Consider the following 19,665-nt stretch of genomic DNA (forward strand, 5'->3'; position numbering starts at 1 on the left):
TGCCCTGGCTGCCCGCGCTGCCCCACCAGCGCACCCGTGGAACTGGCTCTGCCAGGCCACTGGGTGCGTTCCCCTGAGGGGGAAGGCGCGCAGCGCCACAGGGGGCTCCTCAAGCCAACCAGCGCTTGCGCCGCTTGTAGCTTTTGACATCCTTGAAACTCTTGCGCTCGCCGCCGCCCACGCCCAGGTAGAACTCCTTGACGTCCTCGTTGTTGGCCAGGTCGCTCGCAGCGCCGTCCATCACCACGCGGCCGCTTTCCATGATGTAGCCGTAGTCGGAATACTTCAGGGCCATGTTGGTGTTCTGCTCGGCCAGCAGGAAGGTGACCTTTTCTTTGGTGTTCAGGTCCTTCACGATATTGAACACCTCCTCCACGATCTGCGGCGCCAGGCCCATCGATGGCTCGTCCAGCAACACCATGCTGGGGTTGGCCATCAGCGCGCGGCCAATGGCGCACATCTGCTGCTCGCCGCCCGACGTGTACGCAGCCTGCGAAGTGCGCCGTGTCTTCAGCCGCGGAAAGTAGTTGTAGACCTTCTCCAGATTGGCTGCGATCTCGGCCTTGCTGGTGCGGGTGTAGCTGCCCGTCATCAGGTTCTCTTCGATCGTCAGGTGGGCAAAGCAGTGCCGCCCCTCCATCACCTGCACCACGCCGCGCTGCACCAGGTCCGCGGGCGAGAGGTTTTCGATGCGCTCGCCGCGCAGCTCGATGGAACCCTTGGTGACCTCGCCCCGCTCGCCCTGCAGCAGGTTGGAGATGGCGCGCAGCGTGGTCGTCTTGCCCGCCCCGTTCCCCCCCAGGATGGCCACGATGGAGCCCTGCGGCACCTGCAGTGACACGCCCTTGAGCACCAGGATCACGTGGTTGTAGATGACCTCGATGCCGTTGACGTTGAGAACGATATTGCTGTTGGAGTCCATGGTGTTGCCTTCCTGTACCAATCCAAAGAGTTGTTGCACAACCCTTTGGATTGGCGGCTGCCAGAAAGCAGCCGTTACGTCACTGGCCCTTGAAACGGTCGCAGCCTGAAATACCAGTGCCACCGCGCAAGGGCCGCCCCGCCGCGCTGGTTGCGTCCCCCTTCCCGCAGCGCGAAGCGCTAAGAGAGAAGGGGGAAGCGGCAAAGCCGCTCAGGGGGATGTGCTTAGCTCTGGCAGTCCGCAGCGTCGCGGCGCGTCATCTTCTTGTCGGCCAGGTACTTGTCCGCGCCGGCCTTGACCATGGGCTTCAAGATCTGCTCATCGGCCTGGTACCAGTCGGACGAGAAGTTGAACTTCTTGCCGTCCCAGGTGTGCACGCGCGCCCAGGTGGAGCCCATGTGGTCGGCGCAGCTGGTGGACAGGGGACGCATCACGTCCTTGAAGCCCAGCGCGTCGAGCTTCTTCTGGTCCAGGGCCAGGTTTTCCATGCCCCAGCGCACTTGTTCGCCGGTCATGACCTTGCCCTTGCCAAAACGCTCCTGTGCGCGGCGCACCGATTCGACGGCCAGCATCTGGATGATCACGCCGCGCGTGTACAGCACCGAGCCCACTTCGTCCTTGGGCCCTGTGCCCTGGCCCTTGTCGTGAACGTTCTTCAGGATGTCCTGGATCACCTTGGGCTGCTGGCCCGAGGTGTTCAGTGCCAGCGCGTTGTAGCCCTTCGCGCCTTCGCCCACGTCACGCACATCGGGCTCGGCACCCGCCCACCACACGCCATACATCTTTTCGCGGGGGTAACCGGTGGCCTGGGCTTCCTTGAGGGCGGTGGAGTTCATCACGCCCCAGCCCCACAGCAGCACGTAGTCAGGGCGGCTCTGGCGCACTTGCAGCCAGGTGGCTTTTTGTTCCACGCCGGGCGCGGTCACGGGCAGCATCTGCAGCTCAAAGCCGTGCATCTTGGCGCGCTCTTGCAGCAGCGGGATGGGTTCCTTGCCAAACGGGCTGTCGTGGTACACCAGCGCAATCTTCTTGCCCTTGAGCTTGTCCAGGCCGCCATTGGCCTTGCCGATGTGCTGGATCAGGATGTCGGCGCCGGTCCAGTAGCTGCCCATGAACGGAAAGTTCCACTTGAACGCCTGGCCGTCCTGCGCCACCGACAGGCCGTAGCCCAGTGTCATCAGTGGGATCTTGTCCACGGGGGCTTTTTCGGTCAGCGCAAAGGTGATGCCGGTGGCCTGGGGGTCGAACAGAGACACGCCAGGGCGGCTCTTGAGGCGTTCGTAGCATTCCACGCCACGGTCGGTGGCATAGCCGGTTTCGCATTCTTCAAAGGTCAGCTTCACACCGTTGATGCCGCCGTCGCGGGCGTTGATCATCTTGATGTAGTCCTGCTTGCCGTTGGCCCATGGCACACCGTTGGGTGCGTAGGGGCCTGTGCGGTAGGACAGCAGCGGGAAGAACTGCTCCTTGGCTTGTGCGAGGGCGCTCGTCGCAATGGACGAGGCACCGGCAGCAACCACCGCAGCGGCGATCACGATTTTCGAAAGCTTCATGGATGTCTCCTTTGGATGAATGTGTTGAAGCACGGGGAAAACTGGCAGGGGATCAATGGGGGAAGGGCCAGAGGCGGAGTTTTTGTTTGGCGGTGGACCACAGCTTGGCCAGGCCATGGGGTTCGACGATGAGGAACCACACGATCAGTGCGCCGAAGATCATCAGCTCGGCATGCGAGACACCGGCGGTGGACACCTCGATGCCAAAGATCCCCATGAAGGCCGGCAGGAACTGGTTGAGCACGATGGGCAGCACCACGATGAAGGCCGCACCAAAGAAGCCACCCATGATCGAGCCCAGCCCGCCGATGATCACCATGAACAGCAGGCGGAACGAAATTTCCACCGAGAAGGCCGCAGGCTCCCACGCGCCCAGGTGCACAAAGGCCCACAGCGCGCCGGCCATGCCCACGATGAACGAGCTGACCGCAAACGCGCTGAGCTTGGCGTACATGGGGCGGATGCCGATCACGGCCGCAGCCACGTCCATGTCACGGATGGCCATCCACTCACGCCCGATGGCGCCGCGCACCAGGTTCTTGGCCAGCAGGGCCACCACTACCAGGATGGCCAGGCAGAAGATGTACTTGCTGGTGGCGCTTTCGATCGGCATGCCCAGCACCTGCAGGTTGGTGACCGACACCGAGCCCGAGTCGGAGTTGTTGGTGAACCACTTGATGCGCAGGAACATCCAGTCGCTGAAGAACTGCGCGGCCAGCGTGGCCACCGCCAGGTACAGCCCCTTGACGCGCAGGCTGGGCAGCCCGAACAGGATGCCGAAGAACGTGGCGCACAGCCCGCCCAGGATGAGCGCTGGGATCAGCGGCATGCCGGGAAAACGCACGAAGAAGTTGTAGGCCCCATAGGCGCCCACCGCCATGAAGGCGCCCGAGCCCAGCGAGATTTGCCCGCAGTAGCCCACCAGGATGTTCACCCCCAGGGCCGCCAGCGCCATGATGACGAAGGGGATCAGGATGGCACGGAAGATGTAATCGCTGGCCAGCATGGGCACGGCGATGAAGGCGATGGCCAGGATGATGCCGATGGCAATGCGGTCCTGCGCGATCGGGAAGATCTGCTGGTCAGCGCGGTAGCTCGTCTTGAACTGGCCGTTTTCGCGGTAGAGCATGGGGTGTCTCCTGTTGTTCTTGTGATGGGTTACACGCGGTCAATGATCTTCTCTCCGAACAAACCTTGCGGTCTGAACAGAAGGAACACCAGCGCCAGCACATACGCAAACCAGATCTCGATGCCGCCGCCCACGAAGGGGCCCAGGTACACCTCGGAGAGCTTTTCGCCCACGCCGATGATCAGGCCGCCGATGATGGCGCCGGGCACTGAAGTCAGGCCGCCCAGGATCACCACCGGCAGCGCACGCAGGGCCACCGTGGTGAGCGAGAACTGCACCCCGAGCTTGCTGCCCCAGATCATCCCGGCCACCAGGGCCACCACACCTGCCACGCACCACACGATCACCCAGATGCGGTTCAAAGGGATGCCGATGGATTGGGCCGCCTGGTGGTCGTCTGCCACGGCGCGCAGTGCGCGGCCGGTAGAGGTTTTCTGAAAGAACACCGACAGCAGGGCCACCAGCGCGGCGGCAATGGCGGCAGCAATCACGTCTTCCTTGTTGATCAGGATGCCGCCCTGGAACACCGTGTCAAACGCAAAAATGGGCTCCTTGGGCATGCCCACGTCGATTTTGTAGATGTCGCTACCAAACAGCGTCTGGCCCAGGCCTTCAAGAAAGTACGTGATGCCCAATGTGGCCATCAGCAGCGTGGCACCTTCCTGGTTGACCAGGTGGCGCAGCACCAGCTTTTCAATCAGCCAGGCCACCACGAACATGATGGCGCCCGCAATCACGAAGGCGGCCAGGTTGGCCACGATGGGGTTGTCGATGCCGGTCCACTTGGGGATCCATTCGGCAAAGCGGGCCATGGCCAGCGCTGCAAACAGCACCATCGCGCCCTGCGCGAAGTTGAACACGCCCGAAGCTTTGTAGATCAGCACAAAGCCCAGCGCCACCAGCGAATACAGCATGCCGGCCATGAGGCCGCCGATGAGGGTTTCCAAAAAGAATGCCATGAATTGTTCTCCCGATCAGTGGCTTGTGCCCAGATAGGCACTGATCACGTCTTCGTTGTTGCGCACTTCGTCGGGGCTGCCGTCGCCGATCTTCTTGCCGTAGTCGAGCACCACCACGCGGTCGCTGATGTCCATCACCACGCCCATGTCGTGCTCGATGAGAACGATGGTGGTGCCGAACTCGTCGTTCACATCGAGGATGAAGCGGCACATGTCCTGCTTTTCTTCCACGTTCATGCCGGCCATGGGCTCGTCGAGCAGCAGCACCTGCGGCTCCATGGCCAGGGCGCGGCCCAGGTCCACGCGCTTTTGAAGGCCGTAGGGCAGCTGGCCCACGGGCGTCTTGCGAAACGCCTGAATTTCGAGAAAGTCGATGATGTGCTCGACGTACTCGCGGTGGCGGATCTCCTCGCGCTCGGCGGGGCCGATGCGCAGCGCCTGCATCAGCAGGTTGCTTTTGATCTTGAGGTTGCGGCCGGTCATGATGTTGTCGATCACGCTCATGCCCTTGAACAGCGCCAGGTTCTGGAACGTGCGCGCCACGCCCATCTCGGCCACCTGGCGCGAGTTCATGTGCGAGAACGTCTTGCCCCGGAAGGTGATCGAGCCGTCCTGCGGCGTGTACACGCCGTTGATGCAATTGAGCATGGAGCTTTTGCCCGCGCCGTTGGGGCCGATGATGGCGCGGATCTCGTGCTCTTTCACGTTGAACGAGATGTCGGTCAGCGCCTTCACGCCGCCAAACCGCAGGCTGATGTTCTTGACGTCCAGGATGACGTCGCCGATCTTCTTTTTGGTCATGGTGGGGTGTTGCTGCTCGGGCGGGTAGAGAGCGGGTTTCATGCTGCAGCCTTGACGGGCGCGAAGGTCTTTGTGTCCGACAGCTTCAGGGTGGCGCTCACGCTGCCTGTGCGGCCGTCCTCGAACTTGACCTGGGTCTCGATGTACTGCTCGTTGCGGCCTGCGTACAGCGCATCCACCAGCACCGCGTACTTTTCGGCAATGAAGCCTCGGCGGACCTTGTTGGTGCGCGTGAGTTCGCCGTCGTCCGCGTCCAGCTCTTTGTGCAGCACCAGGAAGCGGCTGACCTGGCTGCCCGCCAGCATGGTGTCGGTGGCGAGGTCGGCGTTGACCTTCTCGATGCACTCGCGGATCAGCTCGTACACCTCGGGCTTTTGCGCCAGGTCGGTGTAGCCCGCGTAGGGCAGGTTGCGGCGTTCGGCCCAGTTGCCCACGGCGTCGAAATCGATGTTGACCATCACACACACCTTCTCGCGGCCGTCGCCCAGCGCGACCACTTCCTTGATGTGCGGGAAGAACTTGAGCTTGTTCTCCACATACTTGGGCGCAAACATGGCGCCATCGTTGGCGCCGCCCTTGATGCGGCCCACGTCCTTCACGCGGTCAATGATCTTGAGGTGGCCGTGTGCGTCGAGGAATCCTGCGTCGCTGGTGTGGTACCAGCCATCGGCGGTGAGCACCTCGGCCGTGGCCTTGGGGTTCTTGTAGTACTCCTTGAGCAGGCCGGCGGACTTGACGAGGATCTCGCCGTTGTCGGCCACCTTGATCTCCACACCGCGAATCGGCACGCCCACCGTGTCGGCGCGCGCCTGGTTGTCGGGCTGCAGGCACACGAACACGGCGGTCTCGGTGGAGCCATAAAGCTGCTTGAGGTTGATGCCGATGGAGCGGTAGAACGTGAACAGATCCGGGCCAATGGCCTCGCCTGCCGTGTAGGCCACGCGCACGCGGCTAAAGCCCAGGTTGTTGCGTAGCGGGCCGTACACCAGCAGGTTACCCAGGGCGTACTTGATGCGGTCCAGGGTGCCCACGGGTTCGCCGTCCATGAGGGCGGGGCCCACCCGCTTGGCTACGCTCATGCAGGCGTGGAACATGGCGCGCTTGATGGTGCCTGCGTCTTCCATGCGGATCATCACGCTGGTCAGCAGGCCTTCAAAAATGCGCGGCGGCGCAAAGTAGTAGGTGGGGCCGACTTCCTTCAGGTCGATGGTCACCGTGCTGGCCGACTCGGGGCAGTTGACCACGTAGCCGCAGGCCAGCCACTGGGCGTAGCTGAAGATGTTCTGGCCGATCCAGGCCGGGGGCAGGTAGGCCAGCACTTCTTCGCTGCTGGTGAGCTTGTCGAACTCGGCACCTGCGCTGGCGCGGTCCAGCAGGGTGCTGTGGGTGTGCACCACGCCCTTGGGGTTGCCCGTGGTGCCCGAGGTGAAGAACATCGCCGCCACATCGTCGGGCTGGGCCTTGGCGACCTCGCTCTGGAACCACTGGGGGTTCTTGGCGACGTGCGCCTTGCCTGCTTCGATCAGCGAGTCCAGCGACGCCAGGCCCTGTTCCTCGTAGTTGCGCAGGCCGCGCGGGTCGTCAAAGTAGATGTTCGAAATCTGGGGGCACTGCTCGCGGATCTCCAGCAGCTTGTCCACCTGCTCCTGGTCTTCCACCAGGCAAAAGCGCACTTCGGCGTTGTTGAGCGGGAACACGCATTCGGCCCCCACGGCGTCCTGGTACAGCGGAACAGGAATCGCGCCCAGTGACTGCGCGGCCAGCATGGTGGCGTACAGGCGGGGGCGGTTGGCGCCGATCACCACCATGTGTTCATGGCGCTGCAGCCCGGCCAGGTGCAGGCCGGCGGCCACCTGCTCCACCAGCCGCACCAGGTCAGCCCAGCTGTGGGTTTGCCAGATGCCATATTCTTTTTCGCGCAGGGCCGGGGCCGTGGGGCGCTCGGCGGCATGCTTGAGCAGCAATTGCGGGAACGTGGTCAACATTGCAGGTTCCTGAAAGTAAGAGGTGTCCGTCCGGTGACTGCCGGGAGCGCGGCCTTGTGGCTGCGTATCTGTGTATGGGATGGATGCTAGGACTGACTTTGACGTCATCTTGTCTTGCCGACGACAATTTACGGGAAACTACTCCTCGGGTAAAACCCTGACGCACTGCAAATGGCCGATGGGCGAGGGTGGCGGACGGGGTATCGCCGAGCGCTTCACAGGGGGGCGGTATCCTCACGGGCTATGTACGCCCCGTTCTTCGGCCTTCAGCACCCGCCGTTCTCCATCGCCCCTGACCCCCGCTACCTGTTCATGAGCGAGCGGCACCGCGAGGCGCTGGCCCACCTGCTCTATGGACTGGATGCAGGGGGGGGCTTCGTGCTGCTCACGGGCGAGGTGGGGGCGGGCAAGACCACCGTGTGCCGCTGCTTTCTGGAGCAGATCCCGTCGCACTGCAACGTGGCCTACATCTTCAATCCCAAGCTCACGGTGCGTGAGCTGCTGCGTTCCATCTGCGACGAGTTCGGGGTGCCGCACAAGCCCACCGTGCCGGGTGGTGTGGAAACGGTCAAGGATTACATCGACCCGCTCAACGCCTCGTTGCTGGCGGCGCACGCCGCCGGGCGCAACACCGTGCTCATCATCGACGAGGCACAGAACCTCTCGGCCGACGTGCTGGAGCAGCTGCGGCTTTTGACCAACCTGGAGACCAGCGAGCGCAAGCTGCTGCAGATCATCCTCATCGGCCAGCCCGAGCTGCGCGCCATGGTGGCCAAGCCGTCGATGGAGCAATTGGCCCAGCGCGTGATTGCGCGTTTTCACCTGGGCGCACTGAGCCCGCAGGAGACACAGCAGTACATCGCACACCGCCTGGCAGTGGCTGGGCTCACCGGGCCGCTGCCGTTTGACCGGGGTGCCCTGCGGCGTGTGCATGCGCTCTCGCACGGCGTGCCCCGGCGCATCAACCTGCTGTGCGACCGGGCGCTGCTCGGTGCCTATGCGGCTGGCGCGCGGCAGGTGAACCGGGCCATCGTCAACCGCGCTGCGCGCGAGGTGTTCGATGCGCCGGCCTCGGCCGCTGCAGCGCGCAGCGCCCGGCAGGCGGGACTGCCACGCTGGGCTCTGGCGGGCCTGGGTGCTGTGGCCGGCGCTGCAGCGGTGGCGGCTGTGGGGTGGGGCATGGGGGTGTGGCCTGCGCACCGTGGCGGCCCGCAGGTGGCCACCACAGGCCCTGGTGCCACCGTGGCGCAGGGTGCGGCGTCCAGCCCGGGCGCCAAACCCCCGGCGGCTGCGGCAGTGCTGCCCGCATCCGCTGCGGCTGCCTCCGCCCCGGTTGCTGCCGCGCCCGCTGTACCGGCGTCATCGGCGGCACCGTCTTCTGCGCTGGACCAATTTATGCAGGCCCAGCCTGCCGCCGATGCACCGGCCTGGCAGGCGCTGGCCTCGGCCTGGGGGGCGGCTTTGCCTGCGGGCGCTGATGCCTGCGCTACCCTGCCGCGCGAGGGCCTGCGCTGCTACCGCAACCGCCGAGCGGGCCTGAACCTGGTGCGCCAGATCGACCGGCCCGTCCTGCTGGCTCTGTACCCGTCGGAAGAGGCCGAGGCCCCTGTCTCGGTCTTGCTGCGTGGACTGGATGGCGACAACGCCACGCTCGAAGGCGGCGGCCGCAGCTTGCGCGTGCCCGTGGCCGAACTGGCCCAGGTCTGGCGCGGCGAGATTGCCACGCTGTGGCGCGCCCCGGTGGGCATGCCCGACCGGGGCGAGATCACCGATTCACCGGCGGGCGCGGCCTGGCTGGACCAGCGGCTGGCGAGCAAGGCCGCCGGTGGCTCAGGCCTCGGCAGCAAGCCGGTGACACCCGCCCAGCGCCAGTCGCGCATCCACCGGTTCCAGCTGGCCCAGGGCGTGACGCCCGACGGCCGCGCCGGCCCCCTGACCCTCATGCTGCTCAACCGCGCCACCGGCGTGAACGAGCCACGTCTGCGGAACACGCCTTAACCATGTCCTACATCCTTGATGCCCTGCGGCGTGCCGATGCCGAACGCGGCCGGGGCGCCGTGCCGGGCCTGCACACGCAGGCTGCGCCCACTTCTGGCGCTTCCTCCATGCCGGGTCAGGCCGGGCCGATCAACCTGTGGTTTGTCGCAGCGGGCGTGGTCGGAGCCGCTGCGCTGGCGGCCGGCGGCACCTGGTGGGCCCTGCGGCCCCAGGCCCCGGCTGTGGTGGTGGCAGCGGCCCCGGCTGTGCCAACGCCCGCTGCCGTGGCGCCCCCCGTGGCAGCGCCAACCCCGCTGCCGCCCCCTGTGCCCGCGCCGGAGCCTGCCCCGGCACCCGCACCCGCACCGATGGCACCGCTTGAGCCCCGCAGCGCCGACAAGCGCCCGGCAGACAAACGCAGCGCAGCACCTCAGCTACCCCCGCGTGAACGTGAGCGGCCCGTGGCCTCCGTGGTGGTGACGCCTCCTGCGGCGGCCCGCGCCCCCGCAGCCGAGCAGCCCGCGCGCCCGCGCAGCCCGACAGCTGCGCCCGCCCCCCAGGCCCCCGCAGCGCCTGCGCCACGGCCGTCACCAGACGCCGGGGTGGCCCCGCCGCCCGCCAGCCCCGTGTTTGCGCAGGGAGATCTGCCCGAGGCCTTGCGCACGCAGTTGCCTGCGCTCAAGGTGACGGGCGCCACCCATTCGAACAATCCGGCCTACCGCATGGCCATCGTCAACGGACAGGTGCTGCACGAAGGCGACCAGGCGGCACCCGGCCTGGTGCTGGAGAAGATCGAGCCTGGGCGTACTGTCTGGTCGTTCAAGGGCTACCGGTATGGTGTGGCGGCGCAGTAGTAAAAAAATCAGTTAAAACAGCCTCTAGCGTTTATCCTGTAAGCACTAATAGCTATCTATTTGATAGTTGTTTTGTGAGGCGCCGTGCTTTCAACACCTGGCTCCACGCAAAGCGAGAGCTACGGTGGAGTCGGCGTCACCGGCCCACCAGAGTCCGGGAGACGGCGCAGCAACCCCGGGGTCACCGGATAAACCTGCCGTCGCGCCCCACCAGCGTCAGCTCCACAAACCGCGATGCATTGCGGTCGGGGGCGCTGGCGTTGATCTCGAAGCCACCCAGGTCCCACTTCTTGAGGTTCCAGGTGGCGTCGATGAAGGCGGCTCGTGTGGGGTTGCGGCCCGCGCGCTGCAGGGCCTCGGCAAAGACGCGGGCGTTGATGTAGCCCTCCAGCGCCAGGTGCGAGGGATCGGCCGTGGCGCCCGAGGCCTTCCAGGCGGCCTGGAAGTCGCGCACCACGGGCATGACCACGTTGGAGGGCAGGGGCACGACCTGCGAAATGGCCATGCCCGTGGCATCTGCGCCCAGGGCCTTCACGGTAGCGGGGGTGCCCATCACCGACAGTGCATACAGCGTCACGCCGCGCTTGATGGCGCGAAACGCCTTCACGAATTCCAGCGTGGGCTTGCCTGCCAGGCCGATCACGATGGCTTCGAGGTTGCCGCTTGCCAGTTTGGTGGCTGCGGCGCCAGCATCCGACGCGTTGTTTTCGACCGTCACCGTCAGCGCCTCGGGCAGCTTGAGGCGGTCCATCGACTGTTTGGCGGCGGTAAAGATCTCTTTGCCGAACGCATTGTTCTGGTAGACGATGCCGATGCGCTGGATGCCGATGGTAGACAGGTGTTGCACCAGCTTTTCGGCCTCGTCGGCATAGCTGGCGCGGATGTTGAAAACACTGCGGGCCTTGGTGCGGCTCAGCTGCGCGCCGGTGAAGGGGGCGAAAAACGGAATGCCACTCTCGATCACTTTGGGCAGCATGGCGTCGATCATGGGGGTGCCCATGCAGTTGAACAGCGCAAAGTACCCAGGGTCTGCCAGGAACTGCTCCACATTGGCCAGCGCCTTGGGCACGTCGTAGGTGTCGTCCTGTGTGACCAGTTCAATGGTCTTGCCGTGGATGCCCCCCCGTGCATTGATGCCGGCAAACGCCGCCTTGGCTCCCTGGTGCATGGCCGAACCGAGATCGCCCAGCGGGCCGGTGAGGGCGGTGGACTGTGCAATCCGGATGGTCCCTTCCTGTGCGCGGGCGCTGCCCAGCCCCAGCCAGGGCAGGCTGATGGTGGCGGTCGCGGCAGCCAGCAACTGGCGCCGGGCGATGTGGGACGGTGGGCGGGCGGTGGTCGGGGGCAGGTCGGCGGGCATGTGTGTCTCCTCAAAAGGCCCGGGCCTGCGCAGCGGCGGCCGGGGGAGGCGACATCATCCAATCACGATTGGCATTTTTTGTCGGTCTGGCGACAATTGGGGTCGTGGTATTCCCGCACCTCCCCAACGCGGCAGACGGCCCTTTTTCATGAGAACCTTCGCGCCATGGACTCACGCATGAACCAGGATCTGTCTTTGCACCAGCGTCGTCGGCCGCCCACGGCGGATGAGCTGGACGGCATTCCCTGGCTGCGACTGCTGCTGCCCGCCGAGCGCGAGCGCGCTGTGGCCTCGTTGCTGGTGGGGGATGCCAAGGCGGGCGACTATGTGTGCCGCGTGGGGCGCCCGGTGACCTACTGGTTTGGTGTGGTCGAGGGGCTGCTCAAGATGAGCACGGACAACGCCCAGGGCCAGACCATGACGTACGCGGGCCTGCCGCCGGGCGGCTGGTTTGGCGAGGGCACCACCATCAAGCGCGAGCCCTACCGCTACAACATCCAGGCGCTGCGCAAGAGTGTGGTGGCGGGGTTGCCGATTGACAGCTTTCACTGGCTGCTGGACCACTCCATCGGCTTCAACCGCTTTGTGATGAACCAGCTCAACGAACGCCTGGGCCAGTTCATCGCCGCGCGCGAGATCGACCGCCTGAACAACCCCGATGTGCGTGTGGCCCGCAGCCTGGCGTCGCTGTTCAACCCGGTGCTGTACCCGGGCGTGGGCGAGGTGTTGCGCATCACGCAACAAGAGCTGGCCTATCTGGTGGGCCTTTCGCGCCAGCGCGTGAACGAGGCGCTGGCCGCGCTGGAGGCGCAAGGTGCCATCCGTGTGGAGTATGGCGGCCTGCGTGTGCTGGACCTTGCTGCGCTGCGCTCCAGCATCTTTCAGATCAAGGGCGGCTGACCGGGCCGGGGGCCTCCGTGGCTCAGCGGGGCAAGGACGGCAGCTTGCTGCGGGGCTGTAGGGATGCCTGCAGGCTGGAGCGCTGGGCGGGAGCCGGTACGGGGGATGCCGCCGGAGCCGCTGCCCCCCAGCTGTTGTCATCACCGCCGTCGCGCGTGAGGCGGAAGGTGCCCACCATTTGTGTGAGGCGCCCGGCCTGGTCCTTGAGGCTGTCGGCGGCGGCGGCGCCTTCTTCCACCAGCGCCGCGTTCTGCTGGGTCATTTCTTCCAGCGCACCCACCGAGTGGCTCACGTGGCCAATGCGCTGGCTTTGCTCCTGCGTGGCGGCGGTGATCTCGCCCATGATGTCCGACACGCGGCGCACCGACAGCACCAGTTCCTCAATGGTCTTGCCGGCGTGGTTTACCAGGGTGCTGCCTTCCTGCACCTGGTCGACGCTGGTACCGATCAGCGCCTTGATCTCGCGCGCGGCATTGGCCGAGCGGCCCGCCAGGTTGCGCACCTCGCCGGCCACCACGGCAAAGCCCCGGCCTTGTTCGCCTGCGCGGGCTGCTTCTACCGCCGCATTCAGCGCGAGGATGTTGGTCTGGAACGCAATGCCGTCGATCACGCTGATGATGTCGGCGATCTTGCGCGAGCTGGCGCTGATGGTGTCCATGGTGCGCACCACCTGCGACACCACCTCGCCGCCGCGCGTGGCGGTATCCGATGCGGTGGAAGCCAATTGGTTGGCCTGGCGGGCCGAGTCGGCGCTCTGCGACACCGTGCCGGTCAGGTCCACCAGCGAGCTGGCCGCGCTTTGCAGGTTGTGCGAGGTTTGTTCGGTGCGCTGGCTCAGGTCCAGGTTGCCCGAGGCCACTTCCGAGCTGGCGACCAGGATGGAATCCGCCGTCTGACCAATCTCACCCACCAGGGTGCGCAGGCGTTCCTGCATGGCGGCAATGGCTTCGAGCAGGCGGCCGGTTTCGTCGTGGATGCGCACTTCGACCTGCGAGGTGAGGTCGCCGCGCGCAATGCGTTCGGCCACCACCACTGCGCGGCCAATGGGGGCCGTGATGCTGGTGGTGATGCGCCAGGCAATCAGCGCGCCCAACCCAATGGCCAGCAGCACCAGCAGCCCGCCCACCACGCGGGCCTGGCTCTGCGTGTGCTCGGCCGATGCCGTGGCCTCGGCATTCAGCGTGTTTTGCAGGTCGATGAGTTCGCCCAGTTTGGTGCGCCAGGCGGTTTCGGCGGGCGCCACGCGGGTCATCAGCGCCAGGGTGGCGCTCACGGTATCGCCGTCGTCGGCGGCCTTGATAGCTGTGTCCAGTTCGGGGCGGGTCTTCTTGCCCAGGGCCTGCACTTCGCCCAGCAGTTTGATCTCGGTGGGGGTGGCGTTGGCGGGGGTCAGCAAATCGGCCAGCGCGGCTTCCTGGGTCGCATACAGCTTGAGCGTCTTGGCCACAGCATCAATCTGTTCGCGGGCCTGTTTGGGGTCGATGTCGTTGAGCATGGCCGCCGACCGGCTCTGGATGCCCATGGCGCTCACGCTCTCCAGCATGCCATTGACCAGCTTGGCCTTGTTGGCGCCGATGCCCGTGATCTGGCGCATCTGCTCGTGAACCTTGCCCACCGAGAGCTGGCCCACGGCGGCCACCGCCACCAACAGCACCAGCATGCAGCCAAAGCCCAGGCTCAGCCGGCTGGAAATCGACAGGGATTTGAGTGACGTTGCGGCCTGCATGGTGTTCCTTGGAGTCTCTTGGGACAATGAATCGTGTGGGGAGAACGAAGCAATAACGGTGCCCGCGTCAGCCACCTGCTGAATGGCCTTGGTCTGCGTCCGGGTTCAAGGCAGTGTAGGCAAAAATTACAAAATGTGTCATGACGCTTGCGGATAGTGGTATGCCCAATGTGCATGGGCTGTTTGTTACAAATCTGCGGGCAATTTTTTGCCGGTTTTGAAAGCGTATTGCGGCATTGTTGCTTCGCAAGATTACAGATAGAACTGGTGTTTACGCCTGTATTTAAAGCATCAAATGCTATACAAAATATAGCAATCCACTTTCCCTGGATTGCTCTGTGGCCACGCGGGAGTGGCCCATCAGGTATAAATCCGTTACAGATGTGAGGCCCCACGATGAAAGCTCTTTCCTTCCCTTTGGTGCGCCACATGGCTGCTGCAGCGCTGGTAGGCGCTGCGCTGGCGGGTTGCGCCACCGCACCCGCGCCAGAATCCAGCCAGCGCGAACTGGTCGTTGCGATCACGGCCTCGCACGAACTCATCACCTTCCACGCCGGCCAGCCAGACCGCATCCTGGAGCGGCGCCCCGTCACGGGTCTGCCCGCAGGTGAGCGGCTGGTGGGTATCGACTTTCGGGTGGCGCGTGGCGTGCTCTATGCGCTCTCTCAGGCGGGCCGCCTGTACACGCTCGACATTCCCACTGGCGCGCTGCGCCCCGTGGGGCCGGCACCAGCGGTCCTGGGCCTGCGGGGCACGGCCTTCGGCTTCGATTTCAACCCTGCGGCCGACCGGATCCGTGTGGTGTCGAACACGGGCCAGAACCTGCGCCTGCACCCCGACACCGGGGCTGCCGTGGATGGCGACCCGGCCGTCGAGGGTGTGCAACCCGACCCGGCCCTGCGCTATGCGTGGAGCGACACCCACGCCGGCCGCAATCCCGACATCGCAGGCGCCGCCTATACCTACAACGCCCAGGACAGCAAGATCACCACCAACTACGCCATCGACCGCACCCTCGGCGTGTTGGTGATGCAGGGCTCACGCGAAGGCACCACGCCTGTGGTGTCGCCCAACACCGGCCAGCTGCGCACCGTGGGGGCGCTGGGGCTGCCACGGCTCACCGACGTGGCGTTCGATATTTCGGACGTCGGCAATACCGCGCTGATTGCGGTGCGCACTTCGGTAGACAGCCAGACGCGGCTGCACCTCGTGGACCTGCGCACAGGGGCCACCCGGCCGCTGGGCACCGTGGGTGAAGGCGCCCCCCTGCTGGGCATGGCCATCGAGCCATGACCACCTGTGGCCCTGCCCAGCGCGCCCGGGCTGCGCTTGCCCAGAATTTTCTGGCGGGCGTGGCGCGGGCGGCTCTGGTCTGCCTGGCGGGCCTGCCTGCCGCGGGGCAGGCGGCCACGGTGCAGGTGGAGGTGCTGGATGCGGCGGGCAGGCCGCTGCCAGACGCCGTGGTGTTTCTCGAATCCGCCGAGGCCCGCAAGGCGGTCAAGCCGCTGTCCGGTGCGGAGATGGCGCAGGAAAAGCGGCAGTTTGTGCCCGGCGTGCTCGTGGTGCCCGTAGGCACCGAGGTGCGGTTCCCCAACCATGATTCGGTGCGCCACCACGTCTATTCGTTCTCGCCGGCCAAGAAGTTCGAACTCAAGCTCTATACAGGCACGCCTTCCAACCCTGTGCTGTTCGACCGCCCTGGTGTGGCCGTGCTGGGCTGCAATATCCACGACCAGATGGTCGGCTGGATTGTGGTGGTGGACACCCCGTACTACGCCCGCACACCTGCCGCACCGGGCCGGGCGCAGATCGACAACGTGCCGCCCGGCACCTACACCTTGCGCACCTGGCACACGCGGTTGCCTGTGGGCGCGCCCGCGCAGGAGCAGGCGCTCACGGTGCCCGCCACGGGTGCTGCGGCGGCATCGGTGCGTTTGGCAGGGCTGCAGCCTTGAACCGGAAGAAGCTGTGCGAACTGGGGCGCAGCCTGATCTTGCGGCTGATTGGGCTCACGTTGTTGCTGCTGCTCATCGTGCAGGCTGCAGGTTTTGCCGTGGTGCGCGCCACCATCGAGCGCAATGCCCGTGCGCAGATTGCCCAGGCCCTGGACCTGGATGAAAACGTCTGGCGCCGTCTGTTGGAGCAGAACGCCGACAAGCTGCGCCAGGGTTCGGCCTTGCTGGCCGCCGACTACGGTTTTCGCTCGGCCGTGAATTCGGGCGACGAGGAGACCATCCAGTCGGTGCTCGAAAACCACGGCAACCGCATTGGCGCGGCGGTCACCGCGCTGCTGGGCACCGACCTGGAACTGCGCGCGGTCAGCCTGGCGGGCAACATGGAGGCGTTTCCAGCCACCTTGCGCGCGCTGGTGCCGCCGCTGGCCGCACAGCCGCAGGGCAGCCAGATCGCAGTGATGGGCGGCGTGCCCTACCAGTTCGTGATGGTGCCGCTGCGCGCACCGGTGGTCATTGGCTGGGTGCTGATGGGGTTCCCAGTCAACCAGCCGCTGGCCGATGAGATGCGGCAGCTGCTGGCGGTGCACGTGGCGCTGGTCGTGAAGGGCGAGGACGGCAGGTCCAAAGTGCCCGTCAGCACGCTGCCGCCAAGCTCGCTGGCGCTGCTGCAGCGCGAGGGTGTTCCCTCGGGCGAGCTGCAGACGCCCGAGGGCATCCTGCTGGCGAGGGCCATTCGCCTGGACAGCGTGGGGGGCGAGGTGCAGGCGCTGCTGCTGCGGTCTGTGGACGAAGTGCTTGCCCCCTACCGACAGCTGCAGGTGCTGCTGGCCATCATCACCGTGGCGGGGGTGATGCTGTTTGCGGTGGGCACGGGGCTGGTCGCACAACGCCTGACCACGCCGCTGCGCTCGCTGCTGGCCGCCACGCAGCGGCTGTCGCGCGGTGAATACGATGTGCCGCTGGAACACACCGACCGCAGCGACGAGATTGGCAACCTCGCACGTTCGTTCGATCACATGCGCAGGGACATTGCTGCGCAGCAAACCGAGGTCCGCCGCTTGGCCTATTGGGATCGGCTCACCGGGCTGCCCAACCGGGAGCGCTTTCGCGAGGCGGTGGTGTTGGCCATTGCACGCAGCACCGGCGGCGCGGCGCCTCCGCACCCGCTGGCCGTGCTCACGCTCGACCTGGACCGCTTCAAACACGTGAACGACGTGCTCGGCTATTCCTTTGGTGACCGCCTGCTGCAGGCGGTGGCCGAGCGGCTGCGCCAGCAGGTGCCATCGCCCGACAACATGGTCGCCCGCCTGGGCGGCAACGAATTCGCCGTGCTGCTGCGGGGCGCCGATGCGGCCACCGCCAATGCCACGGCGCTGCGCATCACCCAGTCGTTCGAAGAGCCGCTGGCCTTCGAGGACCAGACGGTGGACCTGAGTGCTGGCATTGGCATTGCCTGCTGGCCTGGTGATGCCGACGATGCCGACACGCTGCTGAGCCGCTCCGAGATCGCCATGTATGCCGCCAAGCGCAGGCTCAGCGGGGCACAGCAGTACGACGCTTCATTTGATTCGGCCAGCGCGCAGACCCTGTCGCTGCTGAGCGAGCTGCGACACGCGGTGGAGCACCACGAGCTGCGCCTGTACCTGCAGCCCAAGGTGCCGCTGCACGGGCAGCCCGGCCGGGCTGCCGAGGCCCTGGTGCGCTGGCAGCACCCGCAGCGCGGCCTGGTGCCGCCCATGCAGTTCATTCCGTTTGCCGAGCAGACGGGGTTCGTGCGGCAGCTCACGCTGTGGATGTTCGAAGAGGTGGCGCGCCTGCTGGCCGACCCGCGCACCCAGGGCCTGGCGCTGCGGGTGTCGGTCAACCTGTCCACACGCGATCTGCTCGACCCGGAACTCAGCACCCGCCTTGCCGACATTCTGGTGCGCCATGGCGTGCCGGCCAGTGCCTTCTGCCTGGAGATCACCGAAAGCGCCATCATGGACGACCCCCAGCGCGCCGAGGCCATGCTCAACCGGCTGTCGGAGCAAGGCTTCAAGCTGTCGATTGACGACTTCGGCACTGGCTATTCCTCGCTGGCCTACCTCAAGCGCCTGCCGGTGGACGAGCTCAAGATCGACAAGTCGTTTGTGATGGGCATGGAGACGGGTGAGGACGACGCGATGATCGTGCGCTCGACCATCGACCTGGCGCACAACCTGGGGCTCACCGTAGTGGCCGAGGGCGTAGAAACCGCCGCCATTCTGGAGCGCTTGCGCACCCTGGCGTGCGATGAGGCGCAGGGCTATCACATTGCACGACCACTGCCGGTCGATGATTTCCTGGCCTGGCAAGAGGGGCAGGCGCATCAGGTGCGCCAGGGGTAAGTTTCTTTAGTTCTTGGTCTGCCAGGCCCCGCAGGCGAAAATACGCGCAATGTCTTCTCCTTCCAGTTCCCGCCCGCCTGCTGGCCCCGCTGCTGCCCCTGCGCCTGCTGCAAGCGCCAGCGCACCAGCGGCACCCGCAACCCGTCCTGTTCTCCGCCGTCCCGCCGTGGCCGCCAAAGCCGCTCCCGTCCGGCCTGCGCCGCCGCCGCGCGCTGCCAGGGCGCCCGCGCCCCCCAACTACCGCACGGCGTCGGGCTCGTTTGTTGCGCCCATCAAGCAAGCGCCCGAACGAGCGTCCGCGACGATCACCGTGAACGGCATGGTCAGCTCCCGCCTGAACAAGCGCATGGCCGAGCTGGGCCTGTGCTCGCGGCGCGAGGCGGACGACTGGATCGCCCAGGGCTGGGTGAAGGTCAATGGCCAGGTGGCCGAGATGGGCGTGCAGGTTTTGCCTACCGACCGCATCGACGTAGACAAGGTTGCCCAGGGTTTCCAGGAGCAGCGCGTCACCATCCTGCTGAACAAGCCCATCGGATATGTGAGCGGCCAGGCCGAGGATGGCCACACGCCCGCCGTGGCATTGATCAACCCCCGCACGCACTGGCGTGACGACCCCAGCCGCAACCGATTTTCTCCGCCGCAGCTGCGTGGCCTGGCGCCTGCGGGGCGGCTCGATATCGACTCGGTGGGCCTCTTGGTGCTGACCCAGGATGGTCGCGTGGCCCGGCAGATCATTGGTGAGGATTCCGAGATGGAAAAGGAGTACCTGGTGCGCGTGGTCTACCAGGCACCGGGCCAGGCGGTGCCACGCCACCCCAGTGAGCGCTCGGCGCCGCTGCAGGAAATCGACGAGCGTGATCCCGTCAGCACCAACGTGCAGGCGGTGTTTCCCCCCGCGTTGCTGGCCCGGCTGCGCCACGGCTTGAGCCTGGACGGCGAGCCGCTCAAGCCCGCCAAGGTCGATTGGCAGAACCCCGAGCAACTGCGCTTTGTGCTCACCGAAGGCAAGAAGCGCCAGATCCGCCGCATGTGCGAGCTAGTGGGCCTCAAGGTGGTGGGGCTCAAGCGCATTCGCATCGGCCGCGTCACCCTGGGCAATCTGCCGGTGGGGCAGTGGCGCTACCTGTCTCCCAGCGAGCGGTTCTGAGTACCACCAGGCTCCCCGCGTCACCGCACCG

The 19,665-nt window shown here is 65.9% G+C and carries 15 protein-coding genes; 7 read left to right on the forward strand and 8 right to left on the reverse strand.

Annotated elements, in window-relative coordinates; translation table 11 throughout:
- Nucleotides 1-109: 109 nt before the first annotated feature.
- The 6 genes from EXV95_RS19620 to EXV95_RS19645 all read right to left on the reverse strand — a co-directional run bounded on the left by EXV95_RS19620 (nt 110) and on the right by EXV95_RS19645 (nt 7,349).
- On the reverse strand, nt 110-922 hold the full coding sequence (locus EXV95_RS19620; RefSeq protein WP_055400025.1) for an ABC transporter ATP-binding protein: 813 nt from the start codon (nt 920-922) through the stop codon (nt 110-112).
- A 224-nt stretch (nt 923-1,146) separates the two neighbouring features.
- A complete protein-coding gene (locus EXV95_RS19625) occupies nt 1,147-2,475 on the reverse strand; it encodes an ABC transporter substrate-binding protein (RefSeq protein ID WP_121422119.1) in 1,329 nt (442 codons plus the stop codon).
- A gap of 52 nt (nt 2,476-2,527) precedes the next feature.
- A complete protein-coding gene (locus tag EXV95_RS19630; RefSeq protein ID WP_055400013.1) occupies nt 2,528-3,604 on the reverse strand; it encodes a branched-chain amino acid ABC transporter permease in 1,077 nt (358 codons plus the stop codon).
- 29 nt (nt 3,605-3,633) lie between these two features.
- Nucleotides 3,634-4,563, reverse strand: a complete 930-nt coding sequence (locus tag EXV95_RS19635) for a branched-chain amino acid ABC transporter permease (RefSeq protein ID WP_055400015.1) — start codon at nt 4,561-4,563, stop codon at nt 3,634-3,636.
- A 15-nt stretch (nt 4,564-4,578) separates the two neighbouring features.
- The gene (locus tag EXV95_RS19640; protein WP_055400027.1) at nt 4,579-5,364 is read right to left on the reverse strand and encodes an ABC transporter ATP-binding protein; all 786 of its coding nucleotides are present in this window, start codon (nt 5,362-5,364) and stop codon (nt 4,579-4,581) included.
- A gap of 38 nt (nt 5,365-5,402) precedes the next feature.
- Nucleotides 5,403-7,349: a long-chain fatty acid--CoA ligase gene (locus tag EXV95_RS19645; RefSeq protein WP_176888131.1), complete on the reverse strand. Its 1,947-nt coding sequence runs from the start codon at nt 7,347-7,349 to the stop codon at nt 5,403-5,405.
- A gap of 243 nt (nt 7,350-7,592) precedes the next feature.
- On the opposite strand from EXV95_RS19645, the gene EXV95_RS19650 reads away from it, so the two are divergent.
- Entirely contained in the window at nt 7,593-9,347 is a 1,755-nt protein-coding gene (locus EXV95_RS19650; RefSeq protein WP_176888132.1) for an ExeA family protein, read from the forward strand.
- A gap of 2 nt (nt 9,348-9,349) precedes the next feature.
- Entirely contained in the window at nt 9,350-10,180 is an 831-nt protein-coding gene (locus EXV95_RS19655) for a general secretion pathway protein GspB (RefSeq protein WP_176888133.1), read from the forward strand.
- 181 nt (nt 10,181-10,361) lie between these two features.
- On the opposite strand, the gene EXV95_RS19660 is transcribed toward EXV95_RS19655, so the two are convergent.
- Nucleotides 10,362-11,540: an ABC transporter substrate-binding protein gene (locus tag EXV95_RS19660; protein ID WP_176888134.1), complete on the reverse strand. Its 1,179-nt coding sequence runs from the start codon at nt 11,538-11,540 to the stop codon at nt 10,362-10,364.
- A 177-nt stretch (nt 11,541-11,717) separates the two neighbouring features.
- Between EXV95_RS19660 and EXV95_RS19665 the strand changes: the two genes are divergently transcribed.
- Nucleotides 11,718-12,440, forward strand: a complete 723-nt coding sequence (locus EXV95_RS19665; protein ID WP_176889117.1) for a Crp/Fnr family transcriptional regulator — start codon at nt 11,718-11,720, stop codon at nt 12,438-12,440.
- A gap of 22 nt (nt 12,441-12,462) precedes the next feature.
- On the opposite strand, the gene EXV95_RS19670 is transcribed toward EXV95_RS19665, so the two are convergent.
- Nucleotides 12,463-14,166, reverse strand: a complete 1,704-nt coding sequence (locus tag EXV95_RS19670; protein WP_176888135.1) for a methyl-accepting chemotaxis protein — start codon at nt 14,164-14,166, stop codon at nt 12,463-12,465.
- Between the two features lie 396 nt (nt 14,167-14,562).
- Here EXV95_RS19670 and EXV95_RS19675 point away from each other — a divergent pair, with 396 nt between their 5' ends.
- From EXV95_RS19675 to EXV95_RS19690, 4 genes are all read left to right on the forward strand, one after another.
- Complete coding sequence (locus tag EXV95_RS19675) at nt 14,563-15,459, forward strand: DUF4394 domain-containing protein (protein WP_176888136.1); 897 nt, start codon at nt 14,563-14,565, stop codon at nt 15,457-15,459.
- Nucleotides 15,456-16,121 carry a methylamine utilization protein gene (locus tag EXV95_RS19680; protein ID WP_176888137.1) on the forward strand — a complete coding sequence of 222 codons (666 nt, stop codon included), beginning with the start codon at nt 15,456-15,458 and terminating at the stop codon, nt 16,119-16,121. Before EXV95_RS19675 ends, EXV95_RS19680 begins: the two co-directional genes overlap by 4 nt.
- On the forward strand, nt 16,118-18,487 hold the full coding sequence (locus EXV95_RS19685; RefSeq protein ID WP_176888138.1) for a bifunctional diguanylate cyclase/phosphodiesterase: 2,370 nt from the start codon (nt 16,118-16,120) through the stop codon (nt 18,485-18,487). The genes EXV95_RS19680 and EXV95_RS19685 overlap by 4 nt, the downstream gene beginning before the upstream one ends.
- Before the next feature lie 319 nt (nt 18,488-18,806).
- Nucleotides 18,807-19,634: a pseudouridine synthase gene (locus tag EXV95_RS19690; protein WP_176889118.1), complete on the forward strand. Its 828-nt coding sequence runs from the start codon at nt 18,807-18,809 to the stop codon at nt 19,632-19,634.
- Nucleotides 19,635-19,665: the final 31 nt, after the last annotated feature.

This window comes from Acidovorax sp. JMULE5 (assembly GCF_013376875.1).
GTDB lineage: Bacteria > Pseudomonadota > Gammaproteobacteria > Burkholderiales > Burkholderiaceae_C > Acidovorax > Acidovorax facilis.